The organism is Breoghania sp. JC706 (genome assembly GCF_037026715.1).
Lineage (GTDB): Bacteria > Pseudomonadota > Alphaproteobacteria > Rhizobiales > Stappiaceae > Breoghania.
In genome coordinates this window covers 14,955-36,411 of the sequence record NZ_JBANCG010000007.1, presented here as the reverse complement: position 1 = coordinate 36,411, position 21,457 = coordinate 14,955, and the positions used below count along the sequence as shown (strand labels likewise).

17 protein-coding genes are annotated in these 21,457 nt (G+C 63.8%); 10 read left to right on the top strand and 7 right to left on the bottom strand.

Annotated features, from left to right (window positions below):
• Nucleotides 1–148: 148 nt before the first annotated feature.
• From rplS to V2L18_RS15410, 5 genes are all read left to right on the top strand, one after another.
• Nucleotides 149–625 carry a 50S ribosomal protein L19 gene (gene rplS, locus V2L18_RS15430; RefSeq protein ID WP_336179173.1) on the top strand — a complete coding sequence of 159 codons (477 nt, stop codon included), beginning with the start codon at nt 149–151 and terminating at the stop codon, nt 623–625.
• A gap of 221 nt (nt 626–846) precedes the next feature.
• Nucleotides 847–987, top strand: a complete 141-nt coding sequence (locus V2L18_RS15425) for a hypothetical protein (RefSeq protein ID WP_336179172.1) — start codon at nt 847–849, stop codon at nt 985–987.
• A 98-nt stretch (nt 988–1,085) separates the two neighbouring features.
• Entirely contained in the window at nt 1,086–2,498 is a 1,413-nt protein-coding gene (leuC, locus tag V2L18_RS15420; protein ID WP_336179171.1) for a 3-isopropylmalate dehydratase large subunit, read from the top strand.
• A gap of 260 nt (nt 2,499–2,758) precedes the next feature.
• The gene (locus V2L18_RS15415; RefSeq protein WP_336179477.1) at nt 2,759–3,316 is read left to right on the top strand and encodes an HNH endonuclease; all 558 of its coding nucleotides are present in this window, start codon (nt 2,759–2,761) and stop codon (nt 3,314–3,316) included.
• Between the two features lie 465 nt (nt 3,317–3,781).
• On the top strand, nt 3,782–5,215 hold the full coding sequence (locus V2L18_RS15410; protein ID WP_336179170.1) for a TadE/TadG family type IV pilus assembly protein: 1,434 nt from the start codon (nt 3,782–3,784) through the stop codon (nt 5,213–5,215).
• Nucleotides 5,216–5,385: 170 nt separating this feature from the next.
• On the opposite strand, the gene acs is transcribed toward V2L18_RS15410, so the two are convergent.
• The 6 genes from acs to ffh form a co-directional block, all read right to left on the bottom strand.
• A complete protein-coding gene (gene acs / locus V2L18_RS15405) occupies nt 5,386–7,335 on the bottom strand; it encodes an acetate--CoA ligase (protein ID WP_336179169.1) in 1,950 nt (649 codons plus the stop codon).
• 194 nt (nt 7,336–7,529) lie between these two features.
• The gene (gene trmD, locus V2L18_RS15400; RefSeq protein ID WP_336179168.1) at nt 7,530–8,243 is read right to left on the bottom strand and encodes a tRNA (guanosine(37)-N1)-methyltransferase TrmD; all 714 of its coding nucleotides are present in this window, start codon (nt 8,241–8,243) and stop codon (nt 7,530–7,532) included.
• A gap of 4 nt (nt 8,244–8,247) precedes the next feature.
• Nucleotides 8,248–8,556: a putative quinol monooxygenase gene (locus V2L18_RS15395; protein ID WP_336179167.1), complete on the bottom strand. Its 309-nt coding sequence runs from the start codon at nt 8,554–8,556 to the stop codon at nt 8,248–8,250.
• Between the two features lie 9 nt (nt 8,557–8,565).
• Nucleotides 8,566–9,114 (bottom strand): ribosome maturation factor RimM, encoded by a 549-nt coding sequence (gene rimM, locus V2L18_RS15390; RefSeq protein WP_336179166.1) that lies wholly within the window; start codon nt 9,112–9,114, stop codon nt 8,566–8,568.
• Nucleotides 9,115–9,204: 90 nt separating this feature from the next.
• On the bottom strand, nt 9,205–9,615 hold the full coding sequence (rpsP, locus tag V2L18_RS15385) for a 30S ribosomal protein S16 (RefSeq protein ID WP_336179165.1): 411 nt from the start codon (nt 9,613–9,615) through the stop codon (nt 9,205–9,207).
• Nucleotides 9,616–9,715: 100 nt separating this feature from the next.
• Nucleotides 9,716–11,248: a signal recognition particle protein gene (gene ffh, locus V2L18_RS15380; protein ID WP_336179164.1), complete on the bottom strand. Its 1,533-nt coding sequence runs from the start codon at nt 11,246–11,248 to the stop codon at nt 9,716–9,718.
• A 666-nt stretch (nt 11,249–11,914) separates the two neighbouring features.
• Between ffh and V2L18_RS15375 the strand changes: the two genes are divergently transcribed.
• Entirely contained in the window at nt 11,915–14,062 is a 2,148-nt protein-coding gene (locus V2L18_RS15375; protein WP_336179163.1) for an EAL domain-containing protein, read from the top strand.
• A 96-nt stretch (nt 14,063–14,158) separates the two neighbouring features.
• Nucleotides 14,159–16,717, top strand: coding sequence for an ATP-binding protein (locus V2L18_RS15370; RefSeq protein WP_336179162.1), 2,559 nt, complete (start codon nt 14,159–14,161; stop codon nt 16,715–16,717).
• A 27-nt stretch (nt 16,718–16,744) separates the two neighbouring features.
• Here V2L18_RS15370 and V2L18_RS15365 read toward each other — a convergent pair whose 3' ends face one another.
• Nucleotides 16,745–17,698: a crotonase/enoyl-CoA hydratase family protein gene (locus tag V2L18_RS15365; RefSeq protein WP_336179161.1), complete on the bottom strand. Its 954-nt coding sequence runs from the start codon at nt 17,696–17,698 to the stop codon at nt 16,745–16,747.
• A 664-nt stretch (nt 17,699–18,362) separates the two neighbouring features.
• On the opposite strand from V2L18_RS15365, the gene V2L18_RS15360 reads away from it, so the two are divergent.
• The 3 genes from V2L18_RS15360 to V2L18_RS15350 all read left to right on the top strand — a co-directional run bounded on the left by V2L18_RS15360 (nt 18,363) and on the right by V2L18_RS15350 (nt 21,455).
• Entirely contained in the window at nt 18,363–18,968 is a 606-nt protein-coding gene (locus tag V2L18_RS15360) for a TetR/AcrR family transcriptional regulator (protein ID WP_336179160.1), read from the top strand.
• A 6-nt stretch (nt 18,969–18,974) separates the two neighbouring features.
• A complete protein-coding gene (locus V2L18_RS15355) occupies nt 18,975–19,814 on the top strand; it encodes an enoyl-CoA hydratase/isomerase family protein (protein WP_336179159.1) in 840 nt (279 codons plus the stop codon).
• Between the two features lie 75 nt (nt 19,815–19,889).
• Nucleotides 19,890–21,455 (top strand): AMP-binding protein, encoded by a 1,566-nt coding sequence (locus V2L18_RS15350; protein ID WP_336179158.1) that lies wholly within the window; start codon nt 19,890–19,892, stop codon nt 21,453–21,455.
• The last annotated feature ends 2 nt before the right edge of the window (nt 21,456–21,457 follow it).

Genomic DNA, 21,457 nt, shown 5'->3' with positions numbered 1-21,457 from the left:
GCTGCAATTTCCTCGCGAGACCCTGCGGTTTTCGGCGAAAAACCGCATGACTCCCACCGCAATGTCCTGTATAGGACGCGCCTTGAGCCCCGCCATGTCCGCATGTTGGGGGCCGATCAATCGTGACACGAAGAACGAGAGACTTGTCATGAATATCATTGAACAGCTCGAATCCGAGCAGATGGCGAAGATCGCCGAGCAGCGGAAGATCCCCGAATTTTCCCCCGGCGACACGATCCGCGTGAATGTGCGCGTTACCGAAGGCACGCGCACCCGTGTCCAGGCCTACGAGGGCGTCTGCATCGCCCGCGCCGGTTCGGGCCTGCACGAGAGCTTCACGGTTCGCAAGATTTCCTATGGCGAAGGCGTCGAGCGTGTCTTCCCCATGTATTCCCCGCTGGTCGAGGGTGTCGAGGTCGTGCGTCGCGGTAAGGTCCGCCGCGCGAAGCTCTACTACCTGCGTGGCCGTCGCGGTAAGTCCGCGCGCATCGCGGAAGCCTCCAACGTTCGCGCCAAGCGCCTGAACGACGAGCAGCGCGCCGCCGCCGTCGAGGCCAAGGCCGCCGCCGAGGCCGAGAAGAAGGCCGCTCAGGAAGCTGCCGCCGCCGAGGCGAACGCGGAATAGGATTCCGTTCGGTCCGCACCGACGTGCGGTGCCGCAAACACGCTTAGAAGGCGCCCGCCCTCTCCAGAGGCGCGGGCGCTTTTGCATCGCGGTGTGCGGGGCCAGGGAGAGCCGCAAAGCGGAAATCCTTGAAACCGTCGCACCGGACCGGCATATTGCCGGCGATAGTGCAGATCGGGTCGCTCCATCACATGACCGCGAACATGGACAGGACAGACAGCTTGAAGGCACGGCGCGCTCGTCACAGCGCCGCCGCCGGCGTGCATGCGCCCATCGCCTTCGCTCTCTTCCACGACCACGCCCGTCTGCCGTGGCGCTTTCATGCGCTTCTCAACGTATCCAACGACATCCTTATGGGCTGATCCGCCCGCCGGGCACGCGCGCCTTTGTCGGAGCGCCGCGGCCTGGCCGGCGGAGCCATCAATGTCGTTTATCCGAATTTTCCGGGAGAGAAAGACCGATGACTGAAGCCAAGACGCTCTACGACAAGATCTGGGACGACCATCTGGTCGACATGCAGGAAGACGGAACGGGCCTGCTCTATATCGACCGCCACCTCGTTCACGAAGTGACCTCGCCGCAGGCCTTCGAGGGCCTGCGCATGGCCGGTCGCCAGGTGCACGCGCCGACCCGCACGCTCGCCGTCGTCGATCACAACGTGCCGACCACAGACCGCACACACGGCATCGACGATCCCGAATCCGCGCTGCAGGTGCAGACGCTTGCCGACAACGCCAAGGAATTCGGCGTCGAGTACTATTCGGAGACCGACCGCCGTCAGGGCGTGGTGCATATCGTGGGCCCCGAGCAGGGCTTCACCCTGCCGGGCATGACCATCGTGTGCGGCGACAGTCACACCTCCACCCACGGCGCCTTCGGGGCTCTGGCCCACGGCATCGGCACCTCGGAGGTGGAGCACGTGCTCGCCACCCAGACGCTGATCCAGAAGAAGGCCAAGAACATGCGGATCACCGTCGACGGCGATCTGCCCGAGGGCGTGACCGCCAAGGATATCATCCTGGCGATCATCGGCGAGATCGGCACGGCCGGCGGCACCGGACACGTCATGGAGTACACCGGCGACGCCATCCGCGCGCTGTCGATGGAGGGCCGGATGACGGTCTGCAACATGTCGATCGAGGCGGGTGCGCGCGCCGGCCTGATCGCCCCCGACGAGACCACCTACGCCTACATCAAGGGCCGCCCCAAGGCTCCCACTGGCAAGGCCTGGGACATGGCCAAGGCCTATTGGGAAACGCTCTATTCCGATCCGGACGCCCACTTCGACCGCGAGGTGCATCTGGATGCGGCCAACCTGCCGCCGACGGTCACCTGGGGCTCCTCGCCGGAAGACGTGGTCTCCATCACCGGCGTCGTGCCGAACCCGGACGACATTGCCGACGAGGGCCGTCGTGCCTCCAAGCGCCGCGCACTGGAATACATGGGGCTCACCGCCGGCACGAAGATGACCGACATCGCGATCGACCGCGTCTTCATCGGTTCGTGCACGAACGGCCGCATCGAGGATCTGCGCGCCGCGGCCGCCGTCGTCAAGGGCCACAAGGTTGCCGATACGGTCAGTGCCATGGTGGTGCCGGGCTCGGGGCTTGTGAAGGATCAGGCCGAGGCGGAAGGCCTCGACAAGATCTTCATCGAGGCGGGCTTCGAATGGCGCGAGCCGGGGTGCTCGATGTGCCTTGCGATGAACGCCGACAAGCTCGCTCCGGGCGAGCGCTGCGCCTCCACCTCGAACCGCAACTTCGAGGGCCGTCAGGGCTTCAAGGGACGCACGCATCTGGTCTCGCCGGCCATGGCGGCGGCGGCGGCGGTCGCCGGCCGTTTCGTCGACGTGCGCGAGTGGCCGCAAGGCTGATTCGCTGCCCGAAAAGAGCGCGGAACGACACCGACGGGCACCCACGGGTGCCCGTTTGCGTTCCTGTCCGGGCCGGCGCACGCTGCACTGCAACCTGACGGCTCCGGATTCTCTCGATTTTTCAGACAGCAAGGGCGCGGTAAAGGTTGCGTCATTCCCGCGACGCTACGTCACGCTTACGGCTTCACAACAGCGTCATCCACGCTTTACACTATGCCTGCGCCTTTAGGGTGGCTTATGCCGGAAAAAGGAGCGTGGGTGTGACCATCGCCGTGCCGACGGGAACCCATCCGGTTCTCGTGCTCAACGCGGATTATCGACCCCTGAGCTATTACCCCCTGTCGCTGTGGGCTTGGCAGGACGCGATCAAGGCGGTCTTTCTGGACCGGGTCAACATCGTGTGCGAATACGACGTCGCGATCCGAAGTCCGAGCTTCGAGATGCGCCTGCCGAGCGTCGTGTCGCTCAAGACCTACATCCGACCGTCCAAGCACCCCGCCTTTACCCGCTTCAACGTTTTCCTGCGCGATCGTTTCCAGTGCCAGTATTGCGGCTCGCGCGACGATCTCACCTTCGATCATCTGATCCCGCGCTGCCGGGGCGGACAGACCACCTGGGAAAACGTCATCACCGCCTGTTCTCCCTGTAACTTGCGCAAATCGCACAAGTCGTGCCGCGAAATCGGCATGTTCCCCGCGCACGCGCCCTTCCGGCCGACCGTGCAGGACCTGCACCAGAACGGCCGGCTTTTCCCCCCCAACTATCTGCACGAAAGCTGGCTCGATTTCCTGTACTGGGATACCGAACTGGAGCCCTGAGCGCCCCGGGCACCCTTCGCATTTCCCTCAGCGCTGGCGAGACTGCGCAGGCGCGTGGCGGCCGACATGTCCTCGCCATGTCCCGATTCATGACAATGGCGATGCCACAACGGTGCGCCGGCTTAGCCTTCTCTTAACCCCGTCCGCCGCTTGTCCGGCCACCTTGTCGGATTTAACGGGAAAGCAGCAACTGGCGTGCGACCTTCGGTCAAATCCGCGAAGCCGACTTAACACGTCGTTTACGGCGCGATCAGGAATTATTCAGCGAATTCAATCGGCTTCGTGGAGAGCTGAGATTGCGCACCGGATCCGGCCCGATTGCTGCGTTCAATGGGCGGATAGCGGGCGCGTTGTCCCGATATCGGTCGGCTTCCGCCGGATGCGGGTGGGGCCACTGCCGACAGCGACCGGCCGCCGCGCTCAGCCAAGCCCATGGCGGCCGGTCCGAACACGAGAGATCTTGCTATGTGGCGCGGTGTTGAAGCGATGAAGGCCCTGCTGGCGCGGTTTGCGCGCGACACAAGTGGCTCGATCGCGATCATGTGGGGACTTTCCGCCATCGTCGTGATCGGCATGGTCGGGGCGGCGATCGACTATTCGCGGGCGGTCAACGTCAAGGAAGTGATGGCGCAGGAACTCGACGGCGCGGTGCTCGCCGGTGCGCGCTACCTCTCAAGCTCCACCGACACTGACAAGACGAAGACCCAGATCGTCGACACGTTCTCCCAGACAACGGCGCAGGCGCTGGGCGAGACGGCCACCTATGAGCTGACAGCCGACGATGTCTCCATCGACGAAACGGCCGGCACAATCTCGGTGACCGCCAAGGGCGCTGTCCAGACCGCTTTCATGAAGATCCTTGGCATCGACACGATGCCAATCGAAGTCACATCGCAGGCGAGTTTTTCCGACAAGTACCTGGAAATCGCGCTGGTGCTCGACTTAACCGGGTCAATGGACGGGTCCGATGGCAATGGCTCGACTCGTATCGCCTCCCTGAAGAGTGCGGCAACAACGTTGATCAACACGCTGATGCCGGATGAAACCAGCGACCGCATCCGCATCTCGATCATCCCCTATAGCGAAGGCGTCAGCCTCAGCTCGTCCATGGCGAGCCTAGTCACCAATGGCTATTCGACGAATTGTGTCACTGAGCGTACAGGCGCCCAGCAATATACGGATGCGAGCTATACGAGCGAATACATTGGAAATGGTTCTAATCTAACCATGTACTATCAAGGTTACCAGAGATATTCGAAAGAAAAATTGGCAGAATACTATAGTAACTATGGCAAATCTTATGGAAGTTGCCCGTCGAGTAATATTCTGCCGCTGACCAGCACGAAAAGCACATTGCTTACCAAAATCAATAATCTGTCTGCAAAGGGAGGGACTGCTGGTCAAGTCGGCATTGTCTGGGGCTGGTACACGTTGTCGCCGAAATGGAACGAGCTTTGGCCGACCGACAGCGAAGCCGTTAGCTACGACAATGACAAGACGCTGAAATACGTGATCATTATGACGGACGGCGAGTTCAACGCGATCTTCGACAAGACCGACGTTTCTCGACAAAGTTGCTCCGGCTGGGGATGGAATCGAACATGCACCACTACTACGGATACCTATTGGTACGAAAACTACAATGAATATAGTACCGCGTCGGCGGATCGCGCCAAGGCCGTCTGCTCTGCGATGAAGAATTCGTCAGCCAATCAAGGCTCTGGCATCACGATCTATTCCGTGTACTTCAACCCTGAGTCCAACGCCACAGCCCAGGCAACGATGGAAAATTGCGCCAGCAGTTCCAATAAGTTCACTTATGCCTCCAGCGGACAGGCACTAAGCGAGACTTTTGCCAAGTATGCTCGGGAAATACAGAAACTCTATCTGTCGAAGTAAGTGATCAGGCACTACTGGAAAGTCACCACGTTTCTAACCTCCTCCGAACCATTGTATGGCCTGTCCGAGATTTATCGGCAGTAACGGTGGAGGCATAACAGTACGATGGGACATGAAAAAGGGCGCCGCCCGTCGAGCGCCGCCCTCGATATTTCCGTCTCGCGCAAGCCTCAGGCGTTGGCGCGGTTCTGGCGGTTGTCGATCAGGTCGCCGACGACGCCCGGATCGGCCAGCGTCGAGGTGTCGCCCAGATTGTCGAAGCTGTCCTCGGCGATCTTGCGCAGGATGCGGCGCATGATCTTGCCCGAACGCGTCTTCGGCAGACCCGGCGAGAACTGGATCAGATCGGGCGAGGCGATCGGGCCGATCTCCTTGCGGACCCAGGTCACCAGTTCCTTCTTCAGCTCATCCGTCGGCTCCTCGCCTTCCATCAGCGTCACATAGGCATAGATGCCCTGGCCCTTGAGGTCGTGCGGATAGCCAACCACCGCGGCCTCGGCCACCTTCGGGTGGGCGACGAGCGCGGATTCCACCTCCGCCGTGCCCATGCGGTGGCCAGAGACGTTGATCACGTCATCGACGCGGCCGGTAATCCAGTAGTAGCCGTCCGCATCGCGGCGGCAGCCGTCGCCGGAGAAGTACATGCCCTTGTAGGTGGAGAAGTAGGTCTGCACGAAGCGGTCGTGATCGCCGTAGACCGTGCGCATCTGGCCGGGCCACGAGTCGAGAATGACCAGATTGCCCTCCGTCGCGCCCTCCAGAATGTTGCCTTCCGCATCGACCACCGCCGGCTGGATGCCGAAGAAGGGCAGGGTGGCGGAGCCGGGCTTCAGGTCAGTCGCACCGGGAAGCGGCGTGATCAGAATGCCGCCGGTCTCCGTCTGCCACCAGGTGTCGACGATCGGGCAGCGCTCGTCGCCCACCACCTTGTGATACCAGTTCCAGGCTTCGGGATTGATCGGCTCACCGACGGAACCCAGCACGCGCAGCGACTTGCGCGAGGTTTTCTTGACCATCTCCTCGCCCGCCCCCATCAGCGAGCGGATGGCGGTCGGAGCGGTGTAGAAGATGTTGACCTTGTGCTTGTCGATCACCTGCCAGAAGCGCGAGGCGTCGGGATAGGTCGGAATGCCCTCGAACATCAGCGTCGTCGCGCCGTTGGCGAGCGGGCCGTAGACGATGTAGCTGTGGCCGGTCACCCAGCCGACGTCCGCCGTGCACCAGTAGACCTCGCCGTCGTGATAGTCGAAGACGTACTGGTGCGTCATCGAGGCGTAGACGAGATAGCCGCCGGAGGTGTGCAGCACGCCCTTCGGCTTGCCGGTGGAGCCGGAGGTGTAGAGGATGAACAGCGGATCCTCCGCGCTCATCTCCTCCGGCTCGCAGCGGTCTGAAACGTTTTCGGCCGCCTCATGATACCAGACGTCGCGGCCGTCCTTCATCTTGACGTCGCCGCCGGTCCGCTTGACCACGATGACCTTCGGCTCATGGCCGGAAAGGCGCTCGCACGCCGCATCCACGTTGGCTTTCAGCGGCACTTTGCGGCCGCCGCGCAGGCCCTCGTCGGCCGTCACCACCAGCGTGGAGCCGCAATCCTCGATGCGTCCGGCGAGGCTGTCGGGCGAAAAGCCGCCGAAAACGATGGAATGGATCGCGCCGATGCGCGCGCAGGCCAGCATCGCGTAGGCCGCTTCCGGGATCATCGGCAGGTAGAGCGTGATGCGGTCGCTCTTCTTGGCGCCCGCCTCTTTCAGCACGTTGGCGAAGCGGTTCACCTCCGCGTAGAGCTCCTGATAGGTGATCACCTTGTGCTCGGAGGGATCGTCGCCCTCCCAGATGATCGCTGCCTGGCCCGCGCGCTTTTCCAGGTGCCGGTCGACGCAGTTGGCAGAGACGTTGAGCGTGCCGTCCTCGAACCACTTGATCGAGACGTTGTGGTAATCGTAGGAGGTGTGCTTGACCTTGGTATAGGGGCGGATCCAGTCGATCCGCTTGCCGTGCTTGGCCCAGAAGCCTTCCGGGTCATCGACCGACTGCTGGTAGAGATCGCGATAGGCGTCCTTGTCGATCAGTGCGTTTTCGGCAATGTCAGCGGGGACCGGGAATACGGTATCGGACATCGGCAACCTCCCAATTGCTTCTTTCGTGCACGCAACCAAGGCGCGCTTGATCGGCGGCATTATGCTTTTCCGCGCAAACGCCGTCCATATCGCGTTTCAGCGACTTTGGTAGGAAGGTGCGGCGGATTTCGGGCCGAGGACCCTGTTGATGTTAATGATATAGCGCTTTTGGCCGCCGGGGTAAGGGCACGCGCCTAAGGCTTCGTCTTTTCGCGAGGCGTCGCGCAATAGGCGTCCCACAGGTCCGGGCGGCGCGCCCGCGTCAGTTCTTCCGCCCGCTCGTGGCGCCATTTCGCGATGCGGCCGTGGTCGCCGGAGAGAAGGATTTCCGGGATGGTTCGGCCTTCCCATTCCTGCGGGCGGGTGTAGTGGGGGTGTTCCAGAAGCCCGGTCTCGAAACTTTCGGTTTCGCCGGATTCCGCATTGCCCATGACGCCCGGCAGAAGGCGTACCACGGCATCTATCAGCACCATGGCCGCCAGCTCGCCGCCCGACAGCACGTAGTCGCCGATGGAAACCTCCTCAAGCCCGCGCGCCTCGATCACCCGTTCGTCCACGCCCTCGAAGCGGCCGCACAGGATGAGCGCACCGTCGCCCGCGGCCAGTTCCCGTACGCGGGCCTGCTCGAGCGGCTTTCCACGCGGGCTCATGAGAAGGCGGGGGCGGGTATCGCTTTCAGGGGCGGCTGCATCAATGGCGGCTGCGACGATGTCGGGCTTCAGCACCATGCCGGCGCCGCCGCCGGCGGGCGTATCGTCGACGGTGCGGTGGCGGTCGGTGGCGACATCGCGGATGTTGCGCGCCTCCAGGCTCCAGGCGCCGCGTTCCAGCGCCCGACCGGCAAGGCTTGTGCCCAGCGGGCCGGGGAACATGTCCGGATAAAGGGTGAGAACGGTTGCACGGAACATGGTGTCAGGTCGGTTCGCCTTCGTCCGCCTCGTGCAGACGGAGGTCACGGTCGAAGGCGCCGATGGAGGCAAGTGCGGAGCGCCAGACCTTCATGTGCGGTGCCTCGAAGTGGTCGGCGAGCGCCTCGCGGCTTTCCCATTCCTCGTAAACGCGTATGAGACCGGGATCCTCCGCGTCGTGGGCGTAGGAATAGACGCGGCAGCCGGGTTCGGCGCGGGTCGCCTTCAGCATCGCGACCGCATGCGGGCGCCATGCCTCGATCTTTTCCGCCGGGAGGCGGAACGTGCCGGAGACGATGATCACGGTGGCCATGGTGCGCTCCTATCCTTCTTCCTTGCGACGCTCTTCCTCGTCGTCGGCGGAGGCGAGAAGGCCTTCGGGCAGGATGGCAATGAGCCGCCCGGCGGCGATGTCGATTTCCGGAACGGCCTCGCGCGTGAACGGCAGGTAGAAGCTGCGCGCGCCTTTGGGCGCGATCTCCAGCAGGTCGCCGGCGCCGAAATTCGGCACGGAGACGATGGTGCCGAGTTCTTCGCCCTGCGTATCGAAGACGGGCAGGCCGATCAGGTCGGCGTGGTAGAAATCGTCCTCGTCATCGGGGGCGGGAAGCTTCTCGCGCGCGACATAGAGTTTGGTGCGCGTAAGCGCCTCGGCGGCGTTGCGGTCGCGGATACCCTTGAAGCGGACGATCAGCATGTGCTTTTGCGGGCGCAGCGCTTCTATCTCGAATGTGCGGCCGTCGTCGGTCTCGAGCGGGCCGTAGTCGGCGAGCGCCATGGGATCCAGCCCGTACGGCTTGACCCGCACCTCGCCACGAATGCCGTGCGCGGCGCCGATTTCTGCCATCAGGACGCGGTCGGAAGAGACCATCAGGACGAATATCCTCTTTCAAGGCAACAACGCCCGCGCCGGTGTTCCCGGGCGGGCGCCGTCTCAAATCGTGCGGGAAGAAAGCGCGCCTCAGCTGGCGGCAGCTTCCTCGCCGCCCTCTTCGGCCGGAGCCGCCGCGGCCTCGGCAGCAGCGGCCGCCGCTTCTTCCTCGGCCTGACGCTTGGCGTCGAGACGCTCCTGCGCCTTCTTGCCGGGCAGCGCCTTCTTCGGGTTGTTGCGCGCCTCCCGCTTGGCGAGACCGGCGGCATCGAGGAAGCGCAGCACGCGGTCGGTCGGCTGGGCGCCGTGCGACAGCCAGTGCTGGACGCGGTCGGTGTCGAGCGTCACGCGCTCCGGGGAATCCTTCGGCAGCAGCGGGTTGTAGCTGCCGACCTTCTCCAGGAAGCGGCCGTCGCGCGGGGCGCGGGCGTCGGCGATGACGATGCGGTAGTAGGGGCGCTTCTTGGTGCCGCCGCGGGCGAGGCGAATCTTGAGAGCCATTGTTCTTCAGTCCTTCTTGAGATCGTGTTCGTGTGTGTCTTTAAAGTTGCCTGACCGGTCCGCCATATCGCTCAGCGGGCCGGTATTCCGTGAAATCCGTCTATTTTTTCTTGCCCATGCCGGGAAGGCCGGGAAACTTTGCGCCACCCAGACCGGGCAGGCCGCCGCCGGGCATTCCGGGCAGACCCCCGGGAGGAAGGCTCGGCATGCCGCCGCCCTTGCTCATCTGCTTGGCGAGCCGTTCCATCTCGGCCGGATCCATGTCGGGCATTCCGCCGCCCGGCATGCCGCCACCGCCCATCATGCCGCCGAGCGCACCCATCAGGCCGCCCTTCTTCCTGCCCATGGCCTTCATCATGTCGGCCATCTGGCGGTGCATCTTGAGGAGCTTGTTGACGTCCTGCACCTCGGTGCCGGAGCCGGCGGCAATGCGCTTCTTGCGGCTGGCGTTGAGGAGCTTGGGCGCGCGGCGTTCCTTCTTCGTCATGGACGAGATGATCGCGCGCTGGCGCTTGATGACGCTGTCGTCGAGATTGGCGGCCTCCAGCTGCTTCTTCATCTTGCCGATGCCGGGCAGCATGCCGAGCATGCCGGACATGCCGCCAAGCTTTTCCATCTGCTGAAGCTGTTCGGAAAGGTCGTCGAGGTCGAACTCGCCCTTCTTGAACTTCTTCGCCATCTTTGCGGCCTGTTCCGCGTCGATGGCTTCGGATGCTTTCTCAACCAGGGAGACGATGTCGCCCATGCCGAGGATGCGGTCGGCGATGCGGGCGGGATGGAATTCCTCCAGCGCATCGGCCTTTTCGCCGGTACCGATGAGCTTGACCGGCTTGCCGGTGACCGCGCGCATGGAAAGCGCCGCGCCGCCGCGGCCGTCGCCGTCCATGCGGGTAAGCACCAGGCCGGTGATGCCGACGCGCTCGTCGAAGCTCTTGGCGAGGTTCACCGCGTCCTGACCGGTCAGGCTGTCGGCCACCAGCAGGATTTCGTGCGGCTTGGCGATGGCCTTTATTTCGGCCATCTCCACCATCAGCGGTTCGTCGATGTGGGTGCGGCCGGCGGTATCGAGAATGACGACATCGTAGCCGCCGAGGCGGGCGGCGCTCTCGGCGCGCTTGGCGATCTGTGTCGGCGACTGGCCGGCGACGATCGGCAGGGTGTCGATGCCGGTCTGCTCGCCGAGCACCTTCAGCTGTTCCTGTGCGGCCGGGCGGCGGGTGTCGAGCGAGGCCATCAGGACCTTGCGCTTGTCGCGCTTCGTCAGCCTCAGCGCGATCTTGCCCGAGGTCGTCGTCTTGCCCGAGCCCTGCAGGCCGACCATCATGATGGCGACGGGGGCGGGGGCATTGAGGTCGATCGGCTCGCCTTCGGAGCCGAGCATCTCCACGAGTTGGTCGTGAACGATCTTGACGACCATCTGGCCGGGGGTGACGGACTTCACCACCTCGTGGCCGACGGCGCGGTTCCTGACTTTGTCGGTAAACGAGCGGACCACGTCGAGGGAGACGTCGGCCTCGATCAGCGCACGGCGCACTTCGCGCAGCGCCGCGGTCACGTCCGCGTCGCTCAGCGCACCGCGCCGGGTGAGGGAGTCCAGAATGCCGCTCAGGCGGTCTGACAGGCTCTCGAACATGTCCGTCTCAAGTCTTTCGCTTGCCGGGCGCCGGGTCGATCCCGCGCAACGGGATGATCCGGGCCGTCCGGCCGGTTCAGGGGAGACGGCCCGCCACGCATCGGCCAGCCGCTTGCCTGAATGTGGTCCCCGGGCGGCGCGCCGCAACCCGTACCGGTCAGCCTGTCGTCCGTTTTGCGCCATGTGCCCGCGTATCGGACATGCGCATAGCAAAACGACATCCGCGGGCGAAACTCGCTGGCGGATGGTGACCTCCGGGCTCTCTTTTACACCTGAACGGGGCCCGGTCGGCGGATCTGTGGTCGCTCCATGTGAGGAGTGGGGCGGAACCTAAGCGGACGGGTGGCGTGAGTCAAGCATTGCCGCGCGACTGAAGCTTGGTAGCGCGGGCGCGCTTGCATCCGGCCACGCATATGACTTCGGCGGCCCAGCCGCACCGGGTTCCGCTCCGTATCGGGAGCGTATCGAGGGTAAGTAACAAATCAAACCTCGGTAATACTTCTTAAGGTTCTTGTGCCATCGTGCGGTCGGGCAGCAGGTGCGCGCGGCCGCGTACCTTGGTGGGGTGGCGTCTGGAACTCCGATTGAGGGCGCCGCCATTGGTTAGAAATCGCACCCGGCCCGAGCGTATCGGGAAGGGCCGCCGCGAAGCAGCAGGCTTGTTCGATGTCGCTCGTCGTAATCGTGGACGATCAACCGACCAACCGGCAAATCTTCACCCGCATCGCCACCTCAATCGAGGCGGGCACGCAGGTGCGGGCTTTTGCCGACCCCCGCTCGGCGCTGGAATGGCTGGCGGGGAACACGCCCGATCTTGTGGTGACCGATTACAACATGCCGCACATGGACGGTGCGGAGTTCATTTCACAGATGCGCCGCGTGCCCACGCTGGTCGATGTGCCGATCATCGTGATCACGGTCTTCGAGGATCGCGCCTACCGGATCGCCGCACTTGATGCGGGTGCGACCGACTTCCTGCAGAGCCCCGTCGATCACCGCGAGTTCGTGACAAGGGCGCGCAATCTTCTGAAGCTGCGTCAGCAGCAGCTTCTGCTTGCCGACCGCGCGAACAATCTGAAGCGCGAGCTGGAGGTAAGCGAGCGCGCGCTCGAACGCACGATCCGCGACAGCCGCGATCAGCTCGCCCAAGTCATCGACACGGTTCCAGCCCTGATCAGCGCGACAGATCGCGACGGCCGGTTCCTGTTCGTGAATGCCTATCACAGCAAGGTCACCGGGTTGGATCCGGCCAAGGTGGTGGGGCGCGATTCATCCGACGTGCTGGGGGAAGAGGCGGCCAGCCGCAACAAGGCGCTCGACCGGATGGTGCTTGCGAGCGGAAAGCCGCTGAATTCCTACGAGGAGGAAATCAACGACGCCCAGGGCAAGCGCCGCGTCTTCCTCACCACCAAGTCGCCGCTCAGGGATCTGTCGAACGAGATCACCGGGATCCTGACCTCCTCGCTCGATATTACGGACCGCAAGGCGGCGGAGAACCATCTTCAGCACATCGCGCGCCATGACGCGCTGACGGGCCTGCCCAACCGCACGCTGATCCGCGATCAGTTGCGCAAGGAAATCGCGCGTGCGCGGCGCGGCGATCGCAAGGTCGGGCTGCAGATGCTGGATATCGACCGGTTCAAGAGCGTCAACGATGCGCTCGGCCACTCCGTCGGCGACCGGCTTCTGAAGGCGATCGCGCAGAGGCTGCGCGTCACGGTGCGCGAGGGCGACGTGGTGGCCCGGCTCGGCGGCGACGAGTTCGCGATCCTGATGAGCGACGTGAAGGGCCCGTCGGAAACCACGCAGCTCGCCGAAAAGATCATCGACGTGATCGGTCAGCCGCTCTTCTTCGAAGGTCACGAGATCAATCCCACCGCGTCCATCGGCATCTCCACGCACCCCGACGACGGCGGGGACGTGGACTCGCTGATGAAGAGCGCGGATCTCGCCATGTACCGGGCCAAGGCGCATGGCGGCAACGGATACGAGTTCGCTTCCGCAGGCATGGCCGACAGGGCCCGTGACGCTATCGTTCTGGAAGCGGACCTGCGCCGGGCGATGCAGCGGGAGGAATTCCGGCTCTACTACCAGCCGCAGGTGGAATTGAAGACAGGGCGGATCGTCGGCGCGGAGGCGCTTCTGCGCTGGCAGCATCCGGTAAAGGGCATGATCTCGCCGGGCGCTTTTCTGCCGCTCGCCGAACAGAACGGCCAGATCGTGCCGATCAACGAGTGGGTGATGCGTGAGGCCTGCCGGCAGGCGATGGCCTGGAGCGAGGAGGGACTGCCGCCGCTGCGCATTGCCGTCAATCTTTCGCCGGTGCAGTTCCGCAAGCAGAACATGCGCGCGCTGGTCTCGGAGATCCTGGAAACCAGCGGCTTGCCGCCCGAACGGCTCGATCTGGAGCTGACGGAGAACATTCTGATGGAAAATTCCGAGGTCGTGACCAACGACCTGCTGTTCCTGCAGAAGCTCGGGGTGGGCTTTTCCATCGACGATTTCGGAACCGGATACTCATCGCTTGGCTACATCAAGCGGTTCCCGGTCGCACGGCTCAAGATCGACCAGGGCTTCATTCGCAATCTGGAGACCGATCCGAACGATGCCGCGATCATCAAAGCGATCATCGGGTTGGGCAAGAGCCTCAGCCTCTCCATCACCGCGGAGGGGGTGGAGACGGAGGAACAGACGGAGTTCCTGCGCAGGGAAGGTTGCGACGAGGTGCAGGGCTATTTCTTCGGTCGTCCGCAACCGCCCGAGCTTTTCGCCGAACTTTTCCGGCCGAAGACGCGGCTTGTCTATTCCGCCTGACCGCACATGCGGTCGGAGCGCACCTGGCGCACCGGAGCAGAGGGACATTTGACATTGGCGTATTCGAACGGCCGCAAGACCGCTGATCGGGGGAGCATGGGACGCAAAGCGCCCCGGCTCGGCGCCTGCCTGCGGGTGTTGTGGCGCCGCCTGCTCTCCAGCGACGAGCGCGAGCACGAGATGGCGCTCAACCGCCTTGCCATCTCGTTTCTCATCGGCACGTATCTGGTCGGAATGGCGGCCTACACGACCATCGACGTCACCGGGCCGCTGGCCACGATCAGCGTCTATTCGGTGCTCTCCGTCGCCCTGTTTGCCCATCTGGTCTACCACCCCAAGCGGCTGGAGTGGCGCCGCGTCGTGGCGATGCTGTGCGATCTGGGAGGCTTGAGTTACGGCATCTACGTGGGCGGCGAGGCAACGGCTGCGCTCTATCCGATCTACCTGTGGGTGATCCTGGGCAACGGTTTCCGTTTCGGCGTGAGAAGCCTTCGCATCGCCATGGCGATCGGCGTTCCCTGCTTTGCCGTCGCGCTGCTGCATTCGCCTTACTGGACCGCCAACAGCGGCATTGCGATCGGACTTCTGCTCGGCATGATCGCCTTGCCTCTCTATGCCTCGAAACCCATCCGCAATCTGTCGGAGGCGAAAAAGGCGGCCGAACAGGCGAGTGAGGCCAAGAGCCAGTTCCTTGCGGCCGTCAGTCATGAGTTCCGCACCCCGCTCCACGGCATCATCGGCATGACCGACATGCTGCAGCGCTCCAAGCTCGACGACGAGCAGCGGGACATGGCGGCCACGGTGCGCAATTCTGCAAATGCCCTGCTGACGCTCATCAACGAAGTCCTCGATTTCTCGCGCATCGAGGCCGGTCAGATGCCGAGCACCGCGGCCGATTTCGAGCTCTACGATGTCCTCGCCCGGGTTCGCTCCACCGTCGCGGTTCAGGCGGAGGCCAAGGGGTTGCGTTTTGCGCTCCATGTGAGCGCGCACACACCGCAGCGATTGCGTGGCGATGCGCGCCATCTCGCCGATATCCTGACCAACCTCGCGGCCAACGCGGTGAAGTTCACCAACGAGGGACAGGTCTGCATCGCGGTCGCGCCGGCTGGTGCGGATGCGACCACCGCCGATGACAGTCTGCGGCTGCGCTTCGAGGTCACGGACACCGGCATCGGTATCGCGCGCGAAGCGCAGGCGCGGATCTTCGAGCATTTCAGTCAGGCGGACGACACCATCATCAACCGGTTCGGGGGCACCGGGCTGGGGCTTGCGATCGTCAAGCGGCTGGTGGAGATGCATGGCGGCGCGATCGGCGTGGAAAGCGTTCAGGGCGCCGGCAGCACGTTCTGGTTCGAACTCTCCTACCGCCGTGCCGAATCCGAGGCATCATGGATGCCGAAACTGGCCGCGGGACAGACGATAGCGCTCACAGGAGACGCCGAACTTTCGGCAATACTGGAGGCCGAGTTCGCTGATCTCGCGCTGCCGCTGACGCGTACGGACCGCCCGGCGGATCTCGTGGCGCTGATGCGCACGGCTGCGAGGGCCGGGGTGCGCCGATGCGTCGTGATGCTGGATGAGCGGGATATGGGTGAGGATCCGTTTTCCCTTGCCGACGCCCTGATCGGCCGGGAGGCGTCGATTGCGCCGACGCTGATCCTGATGTCCGACCGCGTGGACGAGCTTCCCTGTGCCGACTATCGCAGCGCCTACGTCATGGTTCTGCCGCGTCGGCCGAAACCGGAGGAGCTCCGTCGGGCGCTCCAGATGTCGACGGCGACCGGCGTGAGCAGCCGCGGCGGTGCCGAAACGGTGCCGCTGGTGGCAACGACGCGACGTTCCGTTCTGGTGGCGGACGACAACCTGACGAACCAGAAAGTGATCGCCAAGATTCTGGAGACGGCGGGGCACGATGTCGAGATCGCGGAAAACGGCGAGGTAGCCCTCGATGCGCTGGGGCGGCATTCCTTCGACATCGTGTTGATGGATCTGAACATGCCGGTCATGAGCGGCATCGAGGCCATGAAGCTCTACAGTTTCGCCTCGCTGGGCCAGAAGGCGGTACCGGTCGTGGGGCTGACAGCGGATGCGACCCCGTCGGCGCGCGAGCGCTGCCTGCGGGCCGGCATGGTCGATTGCATCACCAAGCCGGTGGAGCCGGAGGAGCTCCTTCGCAAGATGGAGGAGATCATCTGCCGCAGCGAAGGCAAGGAAGCGAGGCCGGGCGAAGCCAGCGGTGAAAAGGTCGCCCGCATAAGCCAGCACCCGAAATTCCGCGCCAGGGGACGAGCCGTCGTCGATCTGCGTACGCTGGAGACGCTCCGCGAACTGGGCGGCCCGGAATTCCTGCAGGATCTGGTCGGCGGGTTCGTGGACGATACGGAAACGACACTCAATTCTCTGTCGGAGCTTTGCACGGCAAGTGATCTTGCCGGCTTTCGCAGCCAGGCCCACGCCTTGCGCAGCGGCGCGGCCAATATCGGTGCGCAGGGCATCTTCGCGATTTGTTCGAAGCTGGAGGCGATCAACGAAGAGGAGTTTGTGCAGCACGGCTTCGAGCGGCTTCGTGAATTGCAGCTCGAAGTGGCTCAGGTGCGCGACATGCTGACGAAGACGCTCGATCCGGACGAGCACGCACATGAGCGCGACTGACACGGACCGCCGGCGAAGGCGGCAGCGTCACACAGCCTCGGCTTCTCCGACAGGCAGGTGCGCGCGTCGGCGGTCCTGCGCCATGGTCAGCCGCATCATCTTTCTCAGGTCGGCTTCGGTGAGTTGCAGCGCCGTATCGACCCATATGTCGATGATGTCGCTCAGTTCCTGGTAGGGAACGGGATTGACGCGCCGACGCGTCTTGTAGATGGCGCTGTGAGAATTGTGCCGCTTGGCGTTGCGGTGAATGTAGTCCTCCACTGCCCGACGGCCCTTGCCGTCGTCGACGAGCACGTCGACGATGCCGATCTCGTGAAGCTCCTCGGCGGTATAGAGCTTTCCGCTCAGGATCATGCGTTCGGCCTGAATCGATCCAAGCCGACGGGCGAGAAACGAATAGGCTCCCATGCCGGGGAACATGTTGAACAGCACCTCCGGCAATCCGAATTTCGCACAACGTTCGGCAATGATGACATCGCAGGACAAGGCCGCCTCGAACCCGCCGCCCAACGCATCGCCCTGCACGAGCGCGATGGTGACGATGGGCAGTCCGTAGTTGACCGCGTTGTTGTGAACCACGTCGATGCAGGCGCGGGCGTAGGTCGTCAAAGCCGTTCGATCGCCATGCCGGATATGGTCGGCGAACAGCCCGAGATCGCCGCCGAGGTTGAATATGCCGGCAAGCTCGGAACCGACCACGAAATAGTGCAGCGGTTGTTCGCCGGTCCGGGCGTGGCGTGCGTAAAGGGCCGGAATGGACGCCTGCATGCGGGAGAGATCGGAAAGAAGGCCCGGCGTGAAGCTCGGTCGTCCTTCCGGTTTCATCATGCACCAGTAGGTCTTGGTCCTGGGGTCGAGGCGGACATCGATCTCGTCGTAGCGTTCCGCCGAGACGTCTTCCTGCATCGCGCTGCGCGGGAAGGCCGCCACCTCCGGCCGCGTGATGGCAATGGCGCCGTCCGGGCGGTAAAGTGCCGTCATAGGAACCTCGTACCTATCAAATTCGACGCCAGAACCGCTCTGGCCACCACGCCCATATCGCGCGCCGGGCCGGGCCTGACAGCCGTCTGTCAGCTTTTGTGTCTCCGTGCGGCTCCGGAGGGATCGCACCAGATATCTAAAAGCCCTGTATTTTATGGTGCATGAAAGATTAACAAAAGCAAGTAGGTCAAATGACTGCCGGATTGTTGGTTCTGGCGAAAACCTGTGCAGACCAGTTTTAGTTAAGGCCGCTCAAAAATTTCTACGTAAACGTGTGTGGGCGGGGCTGTTAAACCGAAGAACACTGGTTCTCATCATGTGATGAGAGTTCAGAAGTTTCTTATATCCATTTGTTTCAAATGAGGATTTTGAATCGGTGCCGCATCTGCCGCCGGTGCGGGCGAGCTTGTTGCCGAAAGCGCGCGCGTTCCGATTTCCGGCAAATAGGTCCGGTCAAGTCGATGGCGTCACTTGCGTTTCGGCTGGAACGGGGGATGAGAAATGAACAAACTTTCTGCACACTGCCCTCAGAAAAATGATCGGGTCCCAACTTCTGGACGCGGGCTGCAACCGGGAACGACCAGGGGCAGAACAACCGGGAAGCGCTTGCGTTGGGTGCCCTTAATATGAATACTGATTCACCTTTCATATGGACGGGAACGCGATGGACAAGGCAGGTGCGGCCGAACCGAAGGAGCCAAAGACGGCGCGGGGCGAGGCGACGCGGCAGGCGCTTCTGGGGGCCGCGGAGAAGGTTATCGGCCGGCAGGGGTATGCCGAGGCGTCGATCGGGGCGATCACCCGGGAAGCGGGCGTCGCGCAAGGCACGTTCTATATCTACTTCAAGGGCAAGGACGAGGTGTTTTCCGAGCTTGTGGGCGACATGGGGCGGGTCTTGAGACGCACGATCGCCGAGGCGACTGCGGGAATCTCCGACCGGCTCCTGGCCGAACGCGAAGGCTTGCGCGCCTTCCTCACCTTCGTCGCCGGACACCCGGAACTCTACCGGATCGTGCAGGAGGCCCTTTTCGTCGATCCGGATGCCTACCGCGCCTATTTCTCCACCTTCGCCGACGGGTACCGGGAGGGGTTGGAAAGCGCCGCCGCGACTGGCGAGATCAGGCCGGGCGATGCCGATATCCGGGCCTGGGCGCTCATGGGAATCGCGCGGTCCCTCGGCGAGCGTGCTGTCGTTTTCGGCAAGACAACGCCGATCGACGAGGTGGTCGACTGCGTCCACGATCTGTTCGTACACGGTCTGAGACGGTAGCCGGCCATGGCAGGAAAGCCGAAAGAAAAGACGCACGCGCCGGCAACGGCAACCGCAACCGCGGACCTCGTGCTTTTCCGCCAATCCGACGGCTGCGCCTGGTTGACGCTGAACAGGCCCGAACGCGCGAATTCCCTGGTTCCGGAACTGGTGAAGGCCTTTCGCCAAGGTCTTCGTCGGGCTGGCGAGAAGGCGCCTCGGTTGCTCGTCATCGACGCCGCGGGCGGGGCATTTTCGTCAGGCGGGGACATCGCCGGCTTCCTCGCCCATGCGGGCGATCCCGCAGCGCTCAAGGCTTACGCTTCCGATCTTGTCGGCGCGCTCAACAGCGCGATCCTCGATCTCATGGCCTTCCCGGCGCCCGTCGTCGCGGCCGTACAGGGCCCGGTCACTGGCGGTTCGCTGGGGCTCCTGCTGGCAAGCGATATCGTCGTGATGAGCGAGGCGGCTTTCGTGCAGCCCTATTATGCCGAGGTTGGCTTTGCTCCCGATGGCGGCTGGACCGCGATCCTGCCGCGCCGTATCGGCGAAGCCCGCGCCCTGGAAATCCAGCTCCTCAACCGACGGATCGATGCCTGGCGCGCCCATGCGTTGGGCCTCGTCTCAAGCGTCGCGGCTCCCGATGAGTTCGCGCGGACGGTCGCAAAGACCGTCGAGACCCTGTGCCGCAAGTCCGCCGGAACGTTGACGGCGACGCGCGCGCTGATCCGCAGCGCCGAGCGACGGGAGGAGATCGCAAGGGCGCTGGAGGCGGAGCGGCAACTGTTCGTGGAGCGCATCGTATTGCCGGACGTTCTCGAACGCATGCGCCGGTTCAATGCCGGCGCGCACCGGGTCCGAGACTGAAGGAGACCGGCACAAAAACCGGCGAGACAACGGCTCGGGAGGAATGAGGCGCACGAATGCGCCGGGAGGAAAAACGTGGAATGGCTGACCGACATGGCGGCGCGACGCGCCGACCTCACACCTGAGCGCATGGCCTTCATCGACCACGAAGGCGGCGATGCTCTGACCTTTCGCCAGGTGAACGAACGCGCCAATGCGTTGGCGCGCGCACTGGCAATCCGGGCCGGCGGGGAGGGCGCGCGCATCGCCGTTCTTTGTCACAACCGGCCGGATTTTTTCGTGTTGCTTTTCGCCGCGCAGAAGGCCGGGCTCATCCTGGTGCCGCTCAACTGGCGCCAGCCTCCCACGGAGCTCGCGCCGGTCGTCGTGGAGGCTGGTGCCAAGCTGCTCATTCATGATCGGCAGACCGCAGAGACCGCACAGGCGCTGGCTGCGCAGTGCACTCTGGATCTGCTGACCTTCGAACCGGCCCCGCAGGGCGAGGGGCTCGAGGCGCTGGTCGCGTCCCATTCCACCGCGCCCGTGGGCGATGGACGCATTCCGGCGGACCGGCCTTGGTACCTGCTCTTCACCTCCGGCACGACCGGCCTGCCCAAGGCCGTGATCCAGACCGCAGGGATGGCCTGGGCCAATGCGGTCAACTATGTGCAGGCGAGCGACCTCGTCTCCACCGATCGTGCCGTGAATTACCTGCCGCTGTTTCACACCGCCGGCATCAATCTCTTCACGCTCCCGCTGTTTCTGTTCGGCGGTACATCGACGATCTTACGCAAGTTCGACGAGGCGGCGGTACTCGATCTCATCGACAGCGGCCGCGTCACCGCCTTCTTCGCCGTGCCGGCCATCTATCAGGCATTAGCGTTGAACGCCCGCTTTGCGACGACCGATTTCTCAAAGGTGCGCTCGCTCGGCTGCGGCGGCGCTCCGATTTCGGCGGCGCTGCTGCGGACCTATCTGCAGCGCGGGGTCACCGTGTGCAACGGGATGGGCATGACGGAGACGGGGCCGACGGTCTTTCTGATGGATCGCGAGAGCGCGGCGCGAAAGATCGGCTCCGTCGGCAAGGCGCAGATCCTGTCGGAGGTTCGGCTGGTGGATGCGGAGAACCGGATTGTCGAAGGTCCGGGAGAAGGGGAGTTGCAGATCCGCGGCGCGAACGTGACGCCGGGCTATTTCGGAAACGAGGTGGCGACACAGGCGGCCTTCACCGACGACGGATGGCTCAAGACCGGAGACGTCGGGCAGCGCGACGAGGATGGCTATTGGTACATCGTCGATCGTCTGAAGGACATGTACATCTCCGGCGGCGAAAACGTCTATCCGGCCGAGGTGGAGCGGGTGCTTGTCTGCCACGATGCCGTTCAGGAGGCAGTCGTGGTGGGCGTGCCCGATGCGCGCTGGGGCGAGGTGGGCGCTGCGTTTCTGGTCTTGCGGCCGGGGGTCGACCTCGATCCCGGCGATCTTCAGCCGTGGTGCCGCGAAAGGCTCGCCGGCTACAAGGTTCCGAAGAGCTTCGCCGTCGTGGAGGAAATGCCGCGCACCGCGGCCGGCAAGGTCCAGAAGCACGTGTTGCGTGATGCCTTCCTCAAGAAGGCTGCCGGCATCGACGTCGATCAGAACACCGAGGGCCAACCAACATGAAT